General features: G+C 65.7%; 18 protein-coding genes. 3 read left to right on the top strand and 15 right to left on the bottom strand.

All coding sequences use genetic code 11. The features are described from left to right. The first annotated feature begins 12 nt into the window (after positions 1-12). Genes mfd through serB form a run of 3 tightly spaced genes read left to right on the top strand, consistent with a single transcriptional unit; the run spans position 13 to position 5,400 of the window. A complete protein-coding gene (gene mfd, locus EPD80_RS01175) occupies positions 13-3,477 on the top strand; it encodes a transcription-repair coupling factor (RefSeq protein ID WP_142808752.1) in 3,465 nt (1,154 codons plus the stop codon). A 28-nt stretch (positions 3,478-3,505) separates the two neighbouring features. Next, complete coding sequence (locus EPD80_RS01170) at positions 3,506-4,579, top strand: 3-deoxy-7-phosphoheptulonate synthase (protein ID WP_142803476.1); 1,074 nt, start codon at positions 3,506-3,508, stop codon at positions 4,577-4,579. After that, positions 4,579-5,400, top strand: a complete 822-nt coding sequence (gene serB, locus EPD80_RS01165) for a phosphoserine phosphatase SerB (protein ID WP_142808750.1) — start codon at positions 4,579-4,581, stop codon at positions 5,398-5,400. Before EPD80_RS01170 ends, serB begins: the two co-directional genes overlap by 1 nt. 143 nt (positions 5,401-5,543) lie before the next feature. Here the strand turns inward: serB and yaaA are convergent, their stop codons facing one another. From yaaA to uppS, 15 genes are all read right to left on the bottom strand, one after another. Continuing rightward, positions 5,544-6,329, bottom strand: a complete 786-nt coding sequence (yaaA, locus tag EPD80_RS01155; RefSeq protein ID WP_142808748.1) for a peroxide stress protein YaaA — start codon at positions 6,327-6,329, stop codon at positions 5,544-5,546. A 39-nt stretch (positions 6,330-6,368) separates the two neighbouring features. Continuing rightward, on the bottom strand, positions 6,369-6,776 hold the full coding sequence (locus EPD80_RS01150; RefSeq protein ID WP_142808746.1) for a type II toxin-antitoxin system VapC family toxin: 408 nt from the start codon (positions 6,774-6,776) through the stop codon (positions 6,369-6,371). Beyond that, the gene (locus EPD80_RS01145) at positions 6,773-7,021 is read right to left on the bottom strand and encodes a DUF2281 domain-containing protein (RefSeq protein ID WP_142808744.1); all 249 of its coding nucleotides are present in this window, start codon (positions 7,019-7,021) and stop codon (positions 6,773-6,775) included. The genes EPD80_RS01150 and EPD80_RS01145 overlap by 4 nt, the downstream gene beginning before the upstream one ends. A 61-nt stretch (positions 7,022-7,082) precedes the next feature. Then, on the bottom strand, positions 7,083-7,892 hold the full coding sequence (locus EPD80_RS01140) for a TrmH family RNA methyltransferase (RefSeq protein WP_142808742.1): 810 nt from the start codon (positions 7,890-7,892) through the stop codon (positions 7,083-7,085). Then, positions 7,889-8,467: a ribonuclease HII gene (gene rnhB / locus EPD80_RS01135; protein WP_142808740.1), complete on the bottom strand. Its 579-nt coding sequence runs from the start codon at positions 8,465-8,467 to the stop codon at positions 7,889-7,891. The genes EPD80_RS01140 and rnhB overlap by 4 nt, the downstream gene beginning before the upstream one ends. 3 nt (positions 8,468-8,470) lie before the next feature. After that, positions 8,471-9,637: a lipid-A-disaccharide synthase gene (lpxB, locus tag EPD80_RS01130; RefSeq protein WP_142808738.1), complete on the bottom strand. Its 1,167-nt coding sequence runs from the start codon at positions 9,635-9,637 to the stop codon at positions 8,471-8,473. Next, positions 9,621-10,403 (bottom strand): acyl-ACP--UDP-N-acetylglucosamine O-acyltransferase, encoded by a 783-nt coding sequence (lpxA, locus tag EPD80_RS01125; RefSeq protein WP_142808736.1) that lies wholly within the window; start codon positions 10,401-10,403, stop codon positions 9,621-9,623. The genes lpxB and lpxA overlap by 17 nt, the downstream gene beginning before the upstream one ends. Beyond that, positions 10,400-10,837 carry a 3-hydroxyacyl-ACP dehydratase FabZ gene (gene fabZ, locus EPD80_RS01120; protein ID WP_028874423.1) on the bottom strand — a complete coding sequence of 146 codons (438 nt, stop codon included), beginning with the start codon at positions 10,835-10,837 and terminating at the stop codon, positions 10,400-10,402. Before fabZ ends, lpxA begins: the two co-directional genes overlap by 4 nt. Positions 10,838-10,879: 42 nt before the next feature. Then, positions 10,880-11,920, bottom strand: a complete 1,041-nt coding sequence (gene lpxD / locus EPD80_RS01115; protein WP_221928760.1) for a UDP-3-O-(3-hydroxymyristoyl)glucosamine N-acyltransferase — start codon at positions 11,918-11,920, stop codon at positions 10,880-10,882. Further along, positions 11,920-12,411 carry an OmpH family outer membrane protein gene (locus tag EPD80_RS01110; protein ID WP_194240891.1) on the bottom strand — a complete coding sequence of 164 codons (492 nt, stop codon included), beginning with the start codon at positions 12,409-12,411 and terminating at the stop codon, positions 11,920-11,922. The genes lpxD and EPD80_RS01110 overlap by 1 nt, the downstream gene beginning before the upstream one ends. Positions 12,412-12,512: 101 nt before the next feature. Continuing rightward, a complete protein-coding gene (gene bamA / locus EPD80_RS01105) occupies positions 12,513-14,825 on the bottom strand; it encodes an outer membrane protein assembly factor BamA (protein WP_142808734.1) in 2,313 nt (770 codons plus the stop codon). Continuing rightward, complete coding sequence (rseP, locus tag EPD80_RS01100; RefSeq protein ID WP_142808732.1) at positions 14,822-16,186, bottom strand: RIP metalloprotease RseP; 1,365 nt, start codon at positions 16,184-16,186, stop codon at positions 14,822-14,824. Before rseP ends, bamA begins: the two co-directional genes overlap by 4 nt. Then, positions 16,183-17,373, bottom strand: coding sequence for a 1-deoxy-D-xylulose-5-phosphate reductoisomerase (ispC, locus tag EPD80_RS01095; RefSeq protein WP_142803487.1), 1,191 nt, complete (start codon positions 17,371-17,373; stop codon positions 16,183-16,185). Before ispC ends, rseP begins: the two co-directional genes overlap by 4 nt. Beyond that, a complete protein-coding gene (locus EPD80_RS01090; protein ID WP_142808731.1) occupies positions 17,370-18,203 on the bottom strand; it encodes a phosphatidate cytidylyltransferase in 834 nt (277 codons plus the stop codon). The genes ispC and EPD80_RS01090 overlap by 4 nt, the downstream gene beginning before the upstream one ends. After that, positions 18,200-18,958, bottom strand: a complete 759-nt coding sequence (gene uppS / locus EPD80_RS01085) for a polyprenyl diphosphate synthase (RefSeq protein ID WP_221928759.1) — start codon at positions 18,956-18,958, stop codon at positions 18,200-18,202. Before uppS ends, EPD80_RS01090 begins: the two co-directional genes overlap by 4 nt. Between the last annotated feature and the right edge of the window lie 40 nt (positions 18,959-18,998).

Here is an 18,998-nt window from a genome sequence, read left to right as displayed (position 1 = left end):
CAAAATTCCCGCATGACCCAAACGCTCCTTCCCGTGCTCGAGCGGCTGCGTTGGCCGCAAGCCGGCCAAACCTTCCGTATCCCTTGCCTCGCCGGCAGTGCCGATGCGCTCCTCGTCGCCGAACTCGCGAGCCGGCGCCGGCCGCTGGTGGTAGTCACCGCCTCGCCCCTGGACGCGCAGCGCCTCGCCGAAGAAGTGCGTTTCTTCGCCCCGCAGCTGCGGGCGCGGCTCTTTCCCGACTGGGAGACGCTCCCCTACGATCCTTTCTCGCCGCACCAGGATCTCGTCTCCGAACGCATCGCCACCCTCTACGCCCTCACCCAAGGCACGCTCGACCTCGTCTTCGTCGCCGCGGCCACGGCGCTCGGTCGCCTTCCTCCGCCCGCCTTCATCGCCGCACACACTTTCTCACTCAGGCAGGGCGCGGCCCTCGAGCTCGAGGGGCTGCGCCGGCAGCTGGCCTTGGCGGGCTACGAGCCGGTCGCCCAGGTGCTGCGTCCGGGCGAATTCGCCGTGCGCGGTGGCATCGTCGATCTCTTCCCCATGGGCGCGTCGCTCCCCTACCGCATCGAGCTCTTCGACGAAGAAATCGAGCGCATCAAGACCTTCGACCCCGACTCCCAGCGCACCCTCTACCCCGTGCCCGAAGTGGAGCTGCTGCCGGCGCGCGAATTCCCCACCGATGAAGAGGGTCGCACCACCTTCCGTCGGCGTTTCCGCGAGACCTTCGAAGGCGACCCGAGCCGCGCCATGCTCTACAAGGACGTCAGCCAGGGCGTATGGCCCGCCGGCATCGAGTACTACCTACCCCTCTTTTTCGACGAGACGGCCACGCTCTTCGACTACGTTGGCGCGGAAGCGACCTGGCTGCTCCACGGCGACTGCCCGGCGGCGATCGAATCTTTCTGGCAGGAACTGGAAGCGCGCCATCGGCTGCTGGGCGGGGACCGCAGCCGTCCCATCCTGCCGCCGTCTTCCCTCTTTCTCGATGCCGAAGGGTTCTACACCGCCTTGAAAGCGGTGCCGCGATTCGAGCTGCGCGGCGACGGGGCCGAGTCCGAAGAATCTCGCACTCCGCCGCCGGCGGCGATCGACGCGCGCGCACCCCAGCCCCTTGCGGCGCTGGAGCAAGCGGTGCATGCCGCCGCTGCGGCGGGCGAACGGGTGCTCCTGGTCGTCCAGACGCCGGGACGGCGCGAAACGCTGCTCGAGCGGCTGCGCGAGGCCGGATTGGAGGCGGCGCTCGTCGAACACTGGGAAGCATTCCTCGCCGGCGAAGCCCCGCTCGCGCTCACCGTCGGACCGCTCGAGCGCGGGTTTGCACTCCCTGCCGCGCGGCTCCTCGTCTATACCGAAGGAGAACTCTTCACCGGCGGCGCCAAAACCCGCAGCCGGCGCCAGACGAGCAAAGCGACCACGCCCGAAGGCTGGATCAAGGATCTCTCCGAACTCACGCCCGGCGCGCCGGTGGTGCATGAAGAGCACGGCATCGGCCGCTACCTGGGGCTCGTGCGCATGCCGTTGGGGGCGGACGAGGGCGAATTCCTCCAGCTAGAATACGCCGGCGGCGACAAGCTCTACGTACCCGTGGCCCAACTGCACCTCGTGTCGCGCTATCTCGGCGCCGACCCCGAGCACGTCGAGCTGCACCGCCTCGGGTCCGGCCAATGGGAAAAGGCCAAACGCAAGGCCGCCGAACAGGCGCGAGACACCGCCGCCGAGCTGCTCGCGCTCTACGCCCAGCGCGCCGCACGTCCCGGCATCTCCTTCGGATTCGACGAACGCGACTACGAGGCTTTCTGTGCCGGATTCCCCTTCGAGACCACGCCGGACCAGCAGGCGGCCATCGACGCCGTGCTCGCCGACATGCGCTCCGGCAAACCCATGGATCGGCTCGTGTGCGGCGACGTCGGCTTCGGCAAGACCGAGGTGGCGCTGCGTGCCGCCTTCGCCGCCGTGGCGAGCGGCAAACAGGTGGTGATCCTCACCCCCACGACGCTCCTTGCCGAGCAGCACTTCCAGACCTTTTCCGACCGCTTCGCCGACTGGCCGGTGCGCATCGCCGAACTCTCGCGCCTGCGCTCGAGCAAGGAGCAGAAAGAGGCCCTGGCGGGATTGGCCGAAGGGCGCATCGACATCGCCATCGGCACGCACCGCTTGCTGCAGCCCGACGTGCGCTTCGCCCGCCTGGGGCTGGTGATCATCGACGAGGAACACCGCTTCGGCGTGCGGCAGAAAGAGGCGCTCAAGAAACTGCGTCAGGAAGTCGATGTGCTCACCCTTACCGCCACCCCCATCCCGCGCACGCTGGGCATGGCGCTCGAGGGGCTGCGCGACTTCTCCGTCATCGCCACCGCCCCCCAGAAGCGTCTGGCGGTGAAGACCTTCGTCGCCCCCCGCTCCGAGGGTCTGATCCGCGAGGCGGTGCTGCGCGAATTCAAGCGCGGCGGGCAGGTGTATTTCGTGCATAACGAAGTGCGTACGATCGAGAACGTGCGCGAAGAACTCGAGCGCCTGCTGCCGATGGCGCGCATCGTCGTCGGCCACGGCCAAATGTCCGAGCGCGAACTCGAGCGCGTCATGCGCGACTTCACGCACCAGCGCGCGAACCTGCTGCTGTGCACCACCATCATCGAGACCGGCATCGACATCCCCACGGCCAACACCATCCTGATCGACCGCGCCGACCGCTTTGGGCTTGCGCAGCTGCACCAATTACGCGGACGGGTCGGGCGCAGCCACCATCAAGCCTACGCCTACCTTCTCACCGACCCACACGTCAAACCCAGCGCCCAGGCGCAGAAGCGGCTCGAAGCCGTCGCCCAGCTCGAAGATCTCGGCTCGGGCTTCTATCTGGCGATGCACGACCTGGAGATCCGCGGCGCGGGCGAAGTCCTCGGGGAAGAGCAATCGGGCGAAATCCAGCGCGTGGGATTCTCCCTCTACAGCCGCATGCTGGAAGAAGCCGTACGCCGGCTCAAGAGCGGACAGGAGCCGGGCGATCTCACCCGCCCCTTCCGCACCGTGGCCGAGATCAACCTGCACGCCCCGGCGCTGCTACCCGACGACTATTGCCCGGACGTGAGCGTGCGGCTCGAGCTCTACAAACGGCTCGCCGACGCCGACAGCGACGCGGCGCTGCAAGAGCTCACCGAAGAGCTCGTCGACCGTTTCGGGCCGCTGCCGCCGCAGACGCGCACGCTGGTAGCCACCCACCGCCTGCGGATCGCCCTCGCCCCCTGCGGCGTGGCCAAGGTCGATGCGAGCGAAAAAAGCCTCAGCGTGCAATTCTCGCCGGACGCCCCCGTCGATCCGGCCAAGGTGGTCGCGCTCATCCAATACGATCGCAGTGTCAAGATGGTCGGACCCGACCGGCTGGTGCAGACCCGCCCCACCGCCGACGTAGACTCGCGCGTGCGCGCGGTGCGCGAGCTCGTCGCCCGCGTGCTCGCTCCACGGGCGATCGAAACCGTATAATTCCCTTTTTGGCAGGACGCACGGACCCATGAGCAACCCACTGCTGGAAAACACCAACATCGAGCGCTTCGATCCCATGCCCTCGCCGGCCGAGATCAAGGCGCAGCACCCCCTGAGCGAGCGCGCCGCGGCCACCGTGACGCAGGCCCGCCAGACCCTCGTCGACATCCTCGAGCGGCGAGATCCGCGGCTCTTCGTCGTCGTCGGCCCCTGCTCCATCCACGACCCCGTCGCCGGCCTCGACTACGCCAAGCGGCTCGCTGCGCTCGCCCGGGAAGTGGCCGAGACCATGGTATTGGTGATGCGGGTCTATTTCGAGAAACCGCGCACCGCCACCGGCTGGAAAGGCTACATCAACGATCCTTTCCTCGACGACAGTTTTCGCATCGACGTGGGCATGGCACGCGCCCGCGAATTCCTGCTCGCCGTCAATGAGCTGGGCCTGCCGGCGGCCACCGAAGCGCTCGACCCCATCGCACCGCAATACTACGGCGACCTCATCTCGTGGACGGCGATCGGTGCGCGCACGGTCGAATCGCAAACGCACCGCGAGATGGCTTCCGGCCTCTCCACCCCGGTCGGATTCAAGAACGCCACCGACGGCAGCCTGGACGTAGCCGTCAATGCCATCGTCTCGGCCTCGCGCCCCCACGCTTTTCTCGGCATCGACGAAGAGGGCCGCACCGCCATCGTGCGCACCCGGGGAAACCGCCACGGCCACCTCGTGCTGCGCGGCGGCGGCGGACGCCCCAACTACGACTCGGTCTCGGTGTCGCTCGCCGAGCAGGCGCTCGCCAAGGCGGGGCTACCGCTGAACCTCGTGGTCGACTGCTCGCACGCCAATTCCTGGAAGAAACCCGAATTCCAGCCGCTGGTGTTGAAAGACGTGGTGCACCAGATCCGCGAGGGCAACACCTCCATCGTCGGCGTGATGCTCGAGAGTTTCCTCGAAGCGGGCAACCAACCCTTCCCCGCGCCACCCTCGCAACTCAAGTACGGCTGCTCGATCACCGACCCGTGCATCGACTGGGACACCACCGCCGCCATCCTGCGCTCGGCGAATGCGGTGCTGCGCGACGTGCTGCCCCAGCGAGGGCGCTGATGCCGCAATTGCGCCTGCTCGCCGCCCCGGCGGCGCACCAGTGGCTGGCGCGGCACTCCCTGGCCGCGCACCCGCAAGGAACCTACCTCTCGCTCGCCCTGCCGGAGCGCCGCGCCGAGTTCGACCGCGAACTCTGCGCGATCGGCGCCGACTGGGCCTGGATCGACGAGGACGTCGCCCCGAACTGGCGGGCACTTCGGCTCTTCGTCACCGACATGGACTCGACGCTCATCGCCATCGAGTGCATCGACGAGATCGCCGATCTGGCCGGCCTCAAACCCGAGGTCGCCCGCATCACCGAAGCGGCCATGCAGGGCGAGCTCGATTTTCGCGAAGCACTGCACGCCCGCGTGGCGCTGCTGGCCGGCATCCCGGTGGCGCGGCTGGAAGCACTCTACCGCGAACGGGTACGCCTCAACCCCGGCGCGGCGCGGCTCGTGGCGGCGCTCAAAGCCAACGACTGTTACTGCGTGCTCGTCTCCGGCGGATTCACCTTCTTCACCGAGCGCCTCGCGCGCGAGCTCGGTTTCGACGAACAGCACGCCAACGTGCTCGAAACGAAAGACGGCCTCCTCACCGGCCGGCTCGTCGGCCCCGTGATCGACGCCGCCGCCAAGGCCGGCATCCTGCGCGCCGCCGCCGCACGGCTGGGTGCGACCCGGCGCGAGATCCTCGCCGCCGGCGATGGGGCCAACGACCTCGCCATGCTCGCCCTCGCCGGCACGCGGCTCGCCTGGCGGCCCAAGCCCCGCATCCTGCCTCACGTCAACGTCATCAGCATGATGCAGGGGCTGGATACCGTGCTCGAACTCCTGCCCTAGGAAACGCTGAATCATTGGCTGCGCGGGCGAATCGCTGCGTTGCGCGGTACTCGCTCCCTCGCCTATCTACTTGATATGTCTCGGTCGCTGCGCTCCGTGCGCCTTGCGCTTCATCCCGCTCGCTCATTGCTTCAGCGTTTCCCTTAAGCCGCCTTGCGCCGGAACACCGGCCGATCCGGATTCGAAACCGCCGGATCGTAGGCATAGCCCTCGAGCGAGAAGTCGAGCAGTTCTTCCACCGTCTCCGCCCGTTTCAGGGCCGCATGGCGCACCATCAGCCCGCGGGCGCGCTTGGCGTAGAAGCTGATGATCTTGAAACGCCCGCCCTTCCAGTCCTCGAACACGGGGCTCACCACCCGTGCGTCCAGCGCCGCCACGTCCACCACCTTGAAGTATTCCTCGGAGGCGAGGTTGACCAACACCGGCTCGCGTCCGGCCGTCGCCTGCGCCTCGAGCAGGTGCCGCAGGCTTGCCGTCACCGCCTCCCTCCAGTAGGCGTAGAGATCGCGCCCGAGCGGATTCTCCAGCCGCGTTCCCATCTCCAGGCGGTGCGGCAGGATGCGATCGAGCGGCCGCAGCACGCCGTAGAGGCCGGAGAGGATGCGCAGATTCTCCTGCAGCCAGGCGATCGCTACCGCAGGCAGGCTCGCCGCGTCCAACCCCTCGTAGACGTCGCCCGCATAGGCGAAGAGCGCCGCTTTCGCCTCTGCGGGCGCATGCTCGGGCGACCAGGCTGCGTAGCGCCCCACGTTCAGGGCCGCGAGCTTGTCCGACAAGTCCATGAGCGACTGCAACTCGGCCGGAGTCAGCCGCCGCAACCGCTCGACCAACCCCTGCGCCCGATCGAGGAAATCGGGCAGCGTCGTCTCCGCCACGGGAGCGGGCGTATCGAAGTCCATCGCTTTGGCCGGGGAGATCACGAGCAGCATGCATCGTCTCCTACTGTAGCAGAGCGGCACCAAGCCTTCTCAAATGTCATCTTGCCAATTTTCTACGATCAAACCAGGCACGCGGGAAAATTCGCCGACGTTGCGCGTGACCAGCCGTAAACCAGCAGATCGGGCAATGGCAGCGATTTGTAAGTCATAAGGACCGATCGGAGTTCCTTGGCGAGCCAAAAAAGCCCGAATCTCGCCACAATGTTCGGCAGCCCTGTCGTCGAATGGCAAACCTCGAACATAGGCGGCCAATTCCCGCAACCGTTGCTGATTCTCGGCGACCCGACCACTCTTGCAGGCACCGTACCATAATTCGGCCCACACGGGAGCACAGAGATAGAGTGCGTCGACGCCGATGCGACGAACGTTTTCCCGCACCTCGCGATGATTCTTCAACAAGGCAATCCAGACGTTCGTATCCAAAAGATAGCCCGTCATTCCAAGGACTCACGCGGCACATCAACGCCGAGATCGGCATCATCGATGTCATCGGGGAAATCCTCTCCCAGGCAACCCGCTATTTTTGCCAGAAACGATTCTGTTCGCTGCGCTGCAGCTCGAGCTGGGTTGCTGACGTATATTCCATGACGCCGTTCGATCCAGGAAATGAAATCAAGCGTCTCCTGTTGCAATTGGGGTGGCAAACGTTTCGCGTGCTCGAAAATGAGCTCGGAGAGATTCATGGATCGTTCCTCCCACTCGGCAGGGATCAGGAATGCCAACTTCTCGACTCCGACCAAAGAATCATACGTGAATTCCCCTGCCGTTGCGTTGCCGCACCGCCTCGAACAGACACACCGCCGCTGCCGCGGCGACGTTGAGCGACTCCATCGCCCCTGGCATGGGGATGCGCACGCAGGCGTCCGCCATGGCCAACCACTCGGGGCGCACGCCAGCGCCCTCCGTACCGAAGAGCCACAGCGCCGGCGCCCTCAGATCGAGCGTGTAGAGCGGCACGGCCTTCTCGGCGAGCGCCGTGGCGAAAACCCGGCCGCGGCGCGTGGCGAACCAGGGAGCGGGATCGTCGATCTGCGCGAACGGCAGCACGAAGTGCGCGCCCATCGCCGCACGCAGCACTTTGGGCGCCCAAGGATCGGCGCAACCCGGCCCGAGCAGCACCGCGCCCACGCCCGCGGCGGCGGCGGTGCGCAGGATCGCGCCGACGTTGCCCGGCTCCTGCACCCCGTCGAGCAGCACGAGATCGCGCCCGGCGAGCTCCTGCGGCGCGAGCGCCAGCGTACGGCGCGCGAACCGCGCCACGATACCGGCCGGCGTCTCGGTGGCGGCCAGCGCGCGAAAAACCGGGGAAGCAACGCGAACGCGAGCGCACGCGGGCGGCAGTGACTCGAGCACGGGCGCGAAACGACCTTCCCGACCTTCCTCGACGAACACCGCCTCCGGCACCCAGCCGGCCTGCAGCGCCGCGGTGAGCAGGTGATCGCCTTCGAGCACGAGCCACGGCTCGCGCTTGCGAAAGGACGATTCGTTCAACCAGCGTCGGATCGCGCGCACTTGGGGATTGTCGCGCGAGCGGATCTCCTGCCAGGTGCTCATCGTTCGCTTCCGTTGGCCGCCGCGCGCACCGGGGCGAAACTGCGGCGATGCTCGGGACAAGGCCCGAGGCGCGCGAGCGCCGCCAGATGCGCGGCGGTGCCGTACCCTTTGTGCCGGGCGAATCCATACCCGGGATAACGGCGATCCAGCGCCACGAGCCGCGCATCGCGGTGCGTCTTCGCCAGGATCGAGGCCGCCATGATGGCCGGCTCGAGCGCGTCACCACCGATGATCGTGCGTACCGGCACCTCCAGCTCCGGCGCCCGGTTGCCGTCGACCAGCACTTCGTCCGGCACCAGGGGCAATGCCGCCACGGCGCGCGCCATCGCCCGCAGCGTCGCCCGCAGGATGTTCCATTCATCGATCTCGGAGGCCGACGCCTCGGCCACCGCCCAGGCAAGTGCGCTGGCGCGAATTTCCGCCGCGAGCCGTTCGCGCCGGCTCGGGCTCAGTTTCTTCGAATCGTTCAAGCCCGACAGCGAGGCTCCGGGCGGGAGGATCACCGCCGCGGCCACCACCGGCCCGGCGAGCGGTCCGCGCCCCGCCTCGTCCACGCCACAGAGGTAACCCGCCATCGTCTATCTTCCCCCGAATCTCTGCCCGAACCGCGCCAGGATCGCCTCGCGTGCGCGACGGGCGGTGTCTTGGCGCAGCATGAGGTGCAATTCGGTGAAACGCTCGGCGAGCCGCTCGCGCGCCGGTGCGTCTTCGAACCAGCGCAACACCGCCGCGGCCAGATCGGCGGGATTCGCCTCGTCCTGCAGCAACTCGGGTACCACCGTCTCACGCAGCAGGATGTTGGGCAAACCCACCCACGGCAGATAGGCCATGCGCCGCAGCAGGCGGTATTGCCAGGGATTCATGCGATAGGCGATCACCATCGGACGCTTGAGGAGCGCCGCCTCCAGCGCGGCCGTGCCACTGGCGAGCAGCACGACGTCGGCCGCCGTCATCGCCTCGTGCGCCCGCCGCGGCAGCACACGGGCCTCGAGCTCGGGCACCTCGGCCAGGGCGGCGGCGACGAGCGCATCACCCAAGGCGTTCGCCGTGGGCAAGAGCAAGACCAGCTCCGGCAGGGCTTGGCGCAGGCGGGCCGCGGCGGCGAGGAAGACGGGCAAGAGGTGCCGCAACTCCCCCTCGCGGCTACCCGGCAGGAGCGCCAGCACCGGTGCCTGCGGTGCGATTCCCAGCGCGGTCCGGACTCCCGCCTGGTCCGGCACGAGCGGCAGCCGATCGGCGAGCGGATGGCCGACGAAACACGCCTCGACCCCGGTTTCGGCATAGAGCGGCGGTTCGAACGGAAAAAGGCACAGCATCAGGTCGACCGCGCGGGCGATCGTTTTCAATCGCCCACGGCGCCAGGCCCAGATCGAAGGGCTGACGAAATGCACCGTGCCGATACCGGCACGTTTGAGCCGCGCCTCCAGCCCCAGGTTGAAATCCGGTGCGTCGATCCCGATGAAGAGATCCACCGGCGGCGACTCGAACGCGCGCGCCAGTTCGCGGCGAAAACGCACGAGCTGCGGATAGCGCCTGAGCGCGTCGACGAAGCCATGCACCGCCAGCGGCTCGTAGGACCAGCGCGCCTCGAACCCTTGGGTACGCATCGCCTCGCCGCCCACGCCCCAGAAACGCGTCTCGGGCAGCGCCGGACGCAGTCCCTCGAGGAGCAGCCCTCCCAGGAGGTCGCCCGAAGCCTCTCCGGCCACGAGCGCGACCGAGGTCCTCTCAGCGGACGATGCCACGGCCCGGTTGCGCGAGAAAATCGACGAGCGGCTCCACCTCCGGCTGCTCGGCGGCGAGTTCGGCGATGCGCTCGCGCGCCTCGGCGAGCGTCAAGCCGCTGCGATAGAGGAGTTTGTAAGCGCGCCGGATGGCGGCGATCGCCTCGGGCGAAAACCCCCGCCGACGCAAGCCCTCGGCATTGATGCCATGCGGCGCGGCCGGATTGCCCGCCACCGTCACGTAGGGCGGAAGGTCTTGCAACAGCACTGTGCCCACCCCGCAGAAGCTGTGCGCCCCCACGCGAACGAATTGGTGCACGCCGGTAAAGCCGCCGAGGATCGCCCAGTCCCCCACCACGACGTGGCCCGCGAGCGTGGCGTTGTTGGCGAAAATCGTGTGATTGCCCACGACGCAGTCGTGTGCCACGTGCACGTAGGCCATGATCCAGTTGTCGTCCCCCACGCGCGTCTCACCCCCGCCCTGCACCGTGCCGACGTTGAAGGAGCAGTATTCGCGAATGGTGTTACGGTGCCCGATCGACAGCCGCGTGGGTTCTCCCGCGTACTTCATGTCCTGCGGCACCTGCCCCAGGGAGCAGAAAGGAAAGACGTGGTTGTCCTCCCCCAGCGTGGTGTGCCCTTCGAGCACACAGTGCGCCTCGATCCTCGTGCGCGCCCCGATCTTCACGTGCGGGCCGATCACGCAGTAGGGGCCGATCTTCACCCCCTCGGCGAACTCGGCGCCGGGAGCGACGATCGCGCTGGGATGGATTTCGACCGCGCTCATTTCAAGCCTTTCAGGGCGCACATGAGCTGCGCCTGGGCCGCGATCTCCTCGCCGACGCGGGCCGTGGCCGAATACTTCGAGATGCCACGCACGTTGCGCAGCAATTCCACTTCCAACAGCAGCTGATCCCCCGGCACCACCGGACGGCGGAACCGCGCCTCGTCGATGCCGGCAAAATAGACGATGGAATCGGCATTGGGGCGCGTGCCCATGGTCTCGAAGGAGAGCACGGCCGCGGCCTGGGCGAGCGCCTCCAGAATCAGCACACCCGGCATCACCGGTGCGTGCGGGAAATGCCCCGGGAAGAAGGGCTCGTTGATGGTGACGTTTTTCAACGCCAGGATGCGTTTGCCCACCTCCATCTCGAGCACGCGGTCGACCAGGAGGAAAGGATAGCGGTGCGGCAGATACTGCAGGATCTGTTCGATGTTCATCATGTCGCAGGGCTCGCGGCAAAAAATCGGGGAAAGCGGGGATCAGTCTTCTTCGGCGAGTTCGGCCAGACGCCTCTCGAGGCGGCGAATGCGATCGGCCATGGCGTCGAGATGGCGCAAGTGGGCGAAGTTGCGCCGCCACTCCTCGTAGGGCTGTAGCGGGATGCCAGCGCCGTAGACGCCGGGTTTGGTGATGGGCTTCATCACGCCCGAGCCGGCCATGATGGTCACGTCGTCGCAGATCTCCACGTGCCCGGCGATGCCCACCTGCCCGCCCAGACGGCAACGGCGCCCGATGCGGGTGCTGCCGCCCACGCCGACGCAACCGGCCATGGCGGTGTGCGCGCCGACGTGGCAGTTGTGTCCGATCTGGATCTGGTTGTCGAGGATGGCCCCATCCTCGATCACGGTGTCTTCGAGCGCGCCGCGGTCGATCGAGGTATTCGCCCCGATCTCCACGTCGTCGCCGATCACCACTCGGCCGATCTGTGGGATCTTCACCCAGCGCTCTTCCTCGCCGTCCCAGGCGAAGCCGAAGCCGTCGGCGCCGATCACCGCTCCCGAATGAATGCGCACGCGCGCGCCGATCACGCATCCCGGGTAGATCGTGACGTTGGCCGCGATGCGGCAATCGGACCCGACGCTAGCATCCGCGCCGATCACGCTGCCCGCGCCGATCACGGTACGCGCACCGACCCTCGCCCCGGCCTCCACCACCGCGTTCGGTCCGATGGCGCAGCTCGGATCGACCTCGCCCAGCACCACCGCGCTGGGATGCACCCCCGGCACGACCTCGGGTTCCGGGTGCAGCCACTGTGCCGCCTTGGCATAGAGCAGATAAGGATCGGCCGCGAGCACCAGCGCCAGATGGGACGGTGCGCGATCGGCGAATTTCGGCGAGACGATCACGGCACTCGCGCGGCACTGTGGCAGGCGCGCGAGATACTTCGGCTGCGCCACGAAGGTGAGGTCCCCGGGCCGTGCCGATTCGAGTGAGGCGACACGGCGCAGCTCGATAGAGGGATCCCCCCGAATTTCGACGCCAAACCGCGTGGCGAGATCCCCCAGCGTAACCATCGTCATCACAGATTACCCGATTCGAGCACCTTGATGACCTGGTCGGTGATGTCGATGCGCGGACTCGCGTAGACCGCATCCTGCAGCACGAGATCGTACTTGCCGTCTTCCGCGACTTTCTTGATCGCCTTGTTGGCCTGGTCGAGCACGCGGGCGAGCTCCTCGTTGCGCCGCTGATTGAGATCCTCACGAAATTCACGCTGCTTGCGCTGAAAATCGCGGCTCAACTCGGCAAAAGCCCGCTCCTTGCGGTTGCGCTCGCCCTCGTTCATCGACGCGCCCTTGCGCTCCAGTTCCTGCTGCAGCGCCTGCAGCTCATCGGCCATGCGTTTCAATTCCCGATCGCGCGGCTCGAATTCCTTTTCCAGCCGCTTCTGCGCCGCCACGGCCGGTGGCGCCTCACGCATCAGACGCTCCGAATTGACGAAACCGATCTTGGCTTCTGCCCAAGCCATCGCGCTCGTCAGCCCGAGCGACAATGCCAACAATACTGCCATGGATTTTCTCTTCACGCTGACCTCTCTCGTCTTCACAGGCATCAATAAATACCCCCCGTGACATCAAGCTTACGATGCCTTCTCCGGGAATGATATCGGGTTTAGAACATGGTTCCGAACTGGAATTGGAAGTTCTGGGTTTCGTCCTTGTAATTGGAACCACCGACGTCTTTACGCACCGGCACCGCGAAACTGAACTTCAACGGCCCCAGCGGCGAAGACCAGGAGAAACCTATACCCGTACTCACGCGCATGTCGTTGAACTTGACCGAATCGTCCTGATCCCAGACATAACCCGAATCGACGAAGACCGACATCCGGAAGGTCTTGTCCATTCCCAGACCCGGCAAGGGGAAATAATATTCCGCGTTGAGCACGAGCTTGCGCGTCCCACCATAGGCATCACCGTAATCGTCCTTGCGCCCGAGGCTGCCGGCGTCGAAGCCTCGGACCGAACCGATTCCACCAACATAGTAATTGCGGAAGAAGGGGACATCCTTTCCGCCCAAGGATTCGATCCAGCCGATTTCGCCGTTCAACATGAGCGCCTGACGTTCGGTGACCGGGATCCACCACTGGTGCTGGTAGGAAAGTTTGACGAGCTCGATGTCTCCCGGTGGAACGTCCACCTCGGCCAAGGCGCGCTGATAGCGACCTTTCATCGGATAGATACGCGAGTCACGGGTATCACGGGACCACCCCGCCGTCAGTGCCAGCGAAGAGACGCCATCGCAGTCGTAATCACCTCCGGATTCACAGAATTCGATGTAACGCAAAGGACTATCCCAATAGGTGTCGATCTTGGTCAAATCATAGGCCAAACCGAACTGGATCTGGTCATCCTCGCCAATGGGCCAACCCATACGCAACCCCGCACCGATGGAACGGGTTTTGTAGCGCGAAATGTTGTAGCTCTCCGAGGGATCGAAGGTACGGTAATAGAGATCGTACCCGAGCGAGACGCCGTCGATCGTATAGTACGGATCGGTGAAGGAGAGCGAGGCGGTTCGCTTCGAGCGGCTCGTATCGAGCTGAATGCCCAGCGACTTGCCGCTACCGAAGATGTTGTCCTGTGAGACCGCGCCCGAGAGCACGACGCTGTCCGAGCTCGAAAAACCCGCTCCGAGCATCAGGTTGCCGGTGGGCCTCTCCTTCACGGTAAAATTGACATCGACCTGGTCGGTGGTGCCGGGCACCGGCTGGGTCTCCACCTGCACCTCGTCGAAATACCCCAGCCGATCGACGCGCTGGCGGGATTTGTTGATTTTATCGGCGTCGTACCACTCGCCTTCCATCTGACGCATTTCTCGCCGGATTACTTCGTCTCGGGTGCGTACGTTGCCGCCGATGTTGATGCGATTGACGTAAGTGCGTCGACCCGGATCGACGAAGATGGTGAAAGCCACCTGACGATTCTCGCGATCGATCTCGGGCGCGGCATTGACGTTGGCAAAGGCGTACCCTTCACTGCCGAGCCGGTCGACGACCGCTTTCACGGTCGCATTGAGCTTCTCGCGCGAAAAGACGTCGCCGGGCCTGAGTTGCGCGAGCTTGTGATATTCCTCTTCGGGCAAGATGAGATTGCCGGCGAAGCGCACCGCCGACACGGAATACCGTTCCCCTTCCCTGACCGAGACCGAGATGTAGATGTTCTGCTTGTCCGGGCCGATCGAAACCGACACCGACTCGATCTCGAAGTCCAGGTATCCCTGGTTCATGTAGAAGGAGCGCAACGCCTCCAAATCCTGCTGCAGCTTCTCACGCGAATAGCGATCGGACTTGGTGTACCAGGTCAGCCACCCCGGAGTGGTCAATTGGAACCTCCTGAGGAGTTCCTTTTCGGAAAAGGCCTTGTTGCCGACGATCTTGATCTCCGCAATCTTGGCCGGCTGGCCTTCGGTGATGTCGAAACGGATGGCCACCCGGTTGCGCGGCAAAGGCGTGATGGTCGTTTGGATATCTACCGCATAGTAGCCGCGAGAGAGGTATTGGCGCTTGAGTTCCTGCTCCGCCTGGCGCAGCAGGGCACGGTCGAAGATGCGCGATTCGGCCAGGCCGACCCCACGCAACGCCAGTTTGATGGCGTCGACCTCGAATTCCTTCATGCCGACGAACTGCAGCTCGCCGATGGCGGGCCGCTCGTCGACGAGGACTACCAGCACGTTGCCGTCGGCCTCGATGCGCACGTCGCTGAAAAACCCCGTCTCGAAGAGCTTGCGCACCGCCTCGTCGGCCTGCTCCTGGGTGATGCGCTCACCCACCTTCACCGGCAGATAGCTGAAGATGGTCCCGGCCTCGACGCGCTGGATCCCCTCGACGCGAATGTCTTCGACCACGAACGGCTCGAACGCATGCACCGCCCCCGCGAGTAGTGCTCCGATCAGAGCCACCACCGCCGCCAATTTTTTCTTCATCCGCTCACACTCGACCAAATCCGGGACACATCGTTGAACAGCGCGATCGCCATCAACGTCAGCAACAACGCCAGGCCGATCTGTTGCCCGATCTCCATCGCACGTTCGGACAAGGGCCGTCCGCGTACGGCTTCGAGCGAATAATACAGCAAATGCCCTCCATCCAGAATCGGCACCGGCAGCAGGTTCAACACCCCGAGACTGATGCTCACGAGGGCGACGAATCGTAGGTAATGCTCCAGACCCATCCTCGCCGTCTGGCCGGCGTAGTCGGCGATGGTGAGCGGCCCGGAGAGATTCTTGAGCGATGCCTCGCCAAGGAGCATGCGCCCGAAGAGCCTCAGGGTCATCGTACTCACCTCCCAAGTTTGCCGCAACGCCATGCCTGCCGCTTGAATCGGAGGGTAGCGAACGGACACGAGGAAGGTTTCATCGGACGGCGGCCGCACCGCCACGCCGATGCGGCCGATCGTGCCCCCCTGCCCGTCGTCGGTCGGCTCGGCGAATACCTCGCGCTCCGCAACGACTCCATCGTACTCCAGGGTAAAGCGCAAAGTCTCGCCGGGATGTGCCCGCACGATCTCGACGAGCTCGCGCCAATCGGCGATCTCCTTGCCTTCGATGGCACGCACCCGCATTCCGGGCACGATACCGGCACGTTCGGCCGGGCTGCCCGGGGCGACGCTGCCCACCACCGGCTCCAGCGGGGGACGCCAGGGCACGAGCCCGAGTTGCACCATGACGTCATCGTTGCCGTGATCGACGACGACCCCGGCAAGCGGCAAAGAGAAGACGAGGCGCTCCCCGGCGCGCTCCACCTCCAGAGCCACTTCGTTGCGACGCATGGCCGCGGCGAGCACTTCCCAGCGCAATTGCGGCAGACTCGCCACGGCGCGCCCATCCACGGCCAGCACCCGGTCTCCCGACAGCAGCCCCACCCGGGCCGCGAGGCTTTCGGCGGGCGGGTCGATGCGCGCCACTGGTTCGCGTACGCCAACCGTGTAGAGGACGACGTAGAGGGCGATCGCCAACAACAGATTGGCCGCAGGGCCTGCCGCCACGATCGACATGCGCTTGCTCACGGGCTGACGGTTGAAAGCACGTGGAAGGTCTTCGGGTGCCACCGCGCCTTCTCGTTCATCGAGCATCTTCACGTAGCCGCCCAGAGGCACGGCGGCGAGCACCCATTCCGTGCCGTCGCGCCCGAGGCGGCGCGACCACAGCGCAGGCCCGAATCCGATGGAAAAGCGCAGTACTTTCACCCCACAGGCCCGGGCGACGAGGTAATGCCCCAGCTCATGGAAGAAGATGAGCCCACCCAAGGCGATCACGAAAGGCACGAGATAGGACAAAACGGTCATGCCACCTCCTGCGCGAGCACGTCCTGCGCCCGCTCTCTCGCCAGACGATCATAGGCGAGCACGTCCTCGAGCGAATCGGGTTCTTGTCGGGGTAAGCGCTCGAGCGTGGCCTCGATCACGGCCGGGATGCGATCGAAACCCAGCCGACCCTGAAGGAAGGCGGCCACCGCCACCTCGTTGGCCGCGTTGAGTACCGCCGGAACCGACCCGCCGGCTTCCAGCGCATCGTAAGCCAGACGCAGGCAGGGAAAACGGCGCAGATCGGGCGCTGCGAAGTCGAGCCGCCCCACGCGCACCAGATCGAGCGGCCTCACCCCCGCCTCGAGCCGCTGGGGGAATCCCAGCGCGTGCGCAATCGGCGTACGCATGTCGGGCGTGCCCAGCTGCGCGAGCAGTGAGCCGTCGCGATATTCCACCAAGGAATGCACCACGCTCTGCGGGTGGATCACCACCTCGATACGCTCGGGCGGCAAGCCGAAGAGCCAATGGGCCTCGATCACCTCCAGCCCCTTGTTCATCATCGTGGCCGAATCGACCGAGATCTTGCGCCCCATCGACCAATTGGGATGGGCGCACGCCTCTTGCGGCGTGATCGCGGCAAAGGTTTCCAACGAACGCTCGCGGAACGGGCCGCCCGATGCAGTGAGAATGATCCGTCGCACGCCGAAATCGTCCGGTCGGTTACGATCGTAGTCCGTCGGCAGTGCCTGAAAAATGGCGTTGTGCTCGGAATCGAGCGGCAGCAACCGCACCCCATGACGATCCACCGCCTCCATGAAGAGCCCGCCGGCGAGCACCAGGGCTTCCTTGTTGGCGAGAAGGATCTTCTTGCCCGCGCACACGGCCGCCCACGTGGGAGGCAACCCCGCCGCGCCGACAATGGCAGCGACCACCGTGTCCACTTCGGGATGGCGGGCGATTTCGGCGAGCGCCGCTTCCCCCTCCTCCACTTCCGTCGCGATCCCCTCTCGGCGTAGCGCCTCGCGCAAGGCGGCCGCAGCGCTCGCTTCACCCAGCACCGCCCATCGGGGGCGAAACTTCCGACACGCCTCGAGCAACACGTTCCAGCGACGCTGCGCCGCGAGCGCCACGACCTCGAACCGTTCCGGGTGACGCGAGACCACGTCCAAGGTGCTCGCACCGATCGAACCGCTCGCCCCGAGGATCGCCAACCGCTCGCGTTTCATTGCCGCTCCAGCCACCACAGGGCAAGGAAAGGCAGCGTCGCCGTCAGGCTGTCGATGCGGTCGAGCACGCCCCCGTGCCCCGGCAACAGCTCGCCGGAATCTTTCACTCCGGCAATCCGTTTCGCCCACGATTCGAACAGATCCCCCTCGATCGCTAACACCGTCAAAGCGAGCAAGATGACGAGAAACGTTCCAAAGCTCGTACCTTCCGGTACGAGGCCCATGACGTACAGAATCACCGCATAGAGCGACACGCCGGCAAAAGCCCCAATGGCCCCTTCCACCGTCTTGCCAGGACTGATCGCTGGCGCGAGTTTTCGCTGCCCCCAACGACGGCCAACGTAATAGGCGGCGGCATCGGCCACCCAGACGAGCGCCATCATCGCCAGTAGATGCAGCGCCGACGATTCACGCAGGAGAACGACCGCCAGCGCCGTCGGCCACAGTACCAAGGCGCCCGTGGCAACCCACGAACAACGGCTGCGCCAGCGCCAACCTGCGAACAAAGTCCAAGGGACGAAGCTCAGCCAGAAGGCAGCCCCGGCGATCATCACCGCACCGATCACGGAATGAAGAGGCGCGCCCAGGCTCACCCCGCTCAATCGCCACAAGAGGACATATCCCGCCGTATAGCCCAACGCCCAACCCCAGGCTGCCACTTCGCCCCAGCCGCCCAGCCGCACCCATTCCCTGCCCGCAAGAAAGACGACGACGGCAACGGACGCCGCCCACAAGGGTGCCGGTGCCCAAAAAAGCAGAACGAGCAAGCCGGCGATCAAGACCATCGCGGTGAGGAGCCGACGCGAGGCATTCCCAAGGGTGGCGATCATGAAGATACAGCGAGCTGCTCGCTCGTACGGCCAAAGCGCCGCTCACGGCATTGGTAGGAGCGCACTGCTTCGTCGAGCGCTTCCTCGCGGAAATCCGGCCAGAGCGTATCGGTGAAATAGAGTTCGGTGTAAGCGAGCTGCCACAGCAAAAAATTGCTCAATCGCTGCTCACCTCCCGTGCGAATGAAGAGATCGGGCTCCGGCGCCCAGCCCAAGGCGAGCTCGGCCTGCAGCTCGAGCTCGGTGTAGCAACCGGCGCGCTCGGGATGTGCGCGCGTGAGCCGGTTCATCGCCTGCACGATGTCCCAACGGCCGCCATAATTGGCGGCGATGTTGAGACAGATCTTGGTGTTGCCGGCCGTACGTGCCTCGGCCTTGGCGATGAGTGACTGCAATTCGGCGTCGAATCGGCCGCGATCGCCGATGACGGTGAGCCGTACACCGTTGCGATGCATGCGCGTCACTTCGCGCTGCAGCATCATGCGAAAGAGCCCCATGAGGAAACCCACCTCTTCCGCCGGACGGCGCCAGTTCTCCGAGCTAAAAGCGAAGAGGGTGAGGTGTTCCACGCCCAGTTCGGCGCAATGGCGCACCACACAGCGCACCGCCTCCACGCCCTGACGGTGCCCTTCCGCGCGTGGCAGGCCGCGCAGCTTGGCCCAGCGACCATTGCCATCCATGATGATGGCGATGTGCCGTGGGATCGGGCGCACCTCGGGGATGCCCGTCGTCGATGTCAGGGGAAGTTCGGCCACGGTACCTCGCACTGCCCCGCCGGACGCTGCGACGGGGGAT

Source organism: Tepidiphilus olei, assembly GCF_006980705.1.
GTDB classification, from domain to species: domain Bacteria; phylum Pseudomonadota; class Gammaproteobacteria; order Burkholderiales; family Rhodocyclaceae; genus Tepidiphilus; species Tepidiphilus olei.
Note: the sequence above shows the minus strand (reverse complement) of the source record. Positions and strands in the feature narration are given on the sequence as shown.

What these genes read in the sequence shown, in the direction of transcription:
- mfd (WP_142808752.1), top strand. Translation starts at nt 13, where the DNA reads ATGACCCAAACGCTCCTTCCCGTGCTCGAGCGGCTGCGTTGGCCGCAA.
- EPD80_RS01170 (WP_142803476.1), top strand. Translation starts at nt 3,506, where the DNA reads ATGAGCAACCCACTGCTGGAAAACACCAACATCGAGCGCTTCGATCCC.
- serB (WP_142808750.1), top strand. Translation starts at nt 4,579, where the DNA reads ATGCCGCAATTGCGCCTGCTCGCCGCCCCGGCGGCGCACCAGTGGCTG.
- yaaA (WP_142808748.1), bottom strand. Translation starts at nt 6,329, where the DNA reads ATGCTGCTCGTGATCTCCCCGGCCAAAGCGATGGACTTCGATACGCCC.
- EPD80_RS01150 (WP_142808746.1), bottom strand. Translation starts at nt 6,776, where the DNA reads ATGACGGGCTATCTTTTGGATACGAACGTCTGGATTGCCTTGTTGAAG.
- EPD80_RS01145 (WP_142808744.1), bottom strand. Translation starts at nt 7,021, where the DNA reads ATGAATCTCTCCGAGCTCATTTTCGAGCACGCGAAACGTTTGCCACCC.
- EPD80_RS01140 (WP_142808742.1), bottom strand. Translation starts at nt 7,892, where the DNA reads ATGAGCACCTGGCAGGAGATCCGCTCGCGCGACAATCCCCAAGTGCGC.
- rnhB (WP_142808740.1), bottom strand. Translation starts at nt 8,467, where the DNA reads ATGGCGGGTTACCTCTGTGGCGTGGACGAGGCGGGGCGCGGACCGCTC.
- lpxA (WP_142808736.1), bottom strand. Translation starts at nt 10,403, where the DNA reads ATGAGCGCGGTCGAAATCCATCCCAGCGCGATCGTCGCTCCCGGCGCC.
- fabZ (WP_028874423.1), bottom strand. Translation starts at nt 10,837, where the DNA reads ATGAACATCGAACAGATCCTGCAGTATCTGCCGCACCGCTATCCTTTC.
- lpxD (WP_221928760.1), bottom strand. Translation starts at nt 11,920, where the DNA reads ATGACGATGGTTACGCTGGGGGATCTCGCCACGCGGTTTGGCGTCGAA.
- EPD80_RS01110 (WP_194240891.1), bottom strand. Translation starts at nt 12,411, where the DNA reads ATGGCAGTATTGTTGGCATTGTCGCTCGGGCTGACGAGCGCGATGGCT.
- bamA (WP_142808734.1), bottom strand. Translation starts at nt 14,825, where the DNA reads ATGAAGAAAAAATTGGCGGCGGTGGTGGCTCTGATCGGAGCACTACTC.
- rseP (WP_142808732.1), bottom strand. Translation starts at nt 16,186, where the DNA reads ATGACCGTTTTGTCCTATCTCGTGCCTTTCGTGATCGCCTTGGGTGGG.
- ispC (WP_142803487.1), bottom strand. Translation starts at nt 17,373, where the DNA reads ATGAAACGCGAGCGGTTGGCGATCCTCGGGGCGAGCGGTTCGATCGGT.
- EPD80_RS01090 (WP_142808731.1), bottom strand. Translation starts at nt 18,203, where the DNA reads ATGATCGCCACCCTTGGGAATGCCTCGCGTCGGCTCCTCACCGCGATG.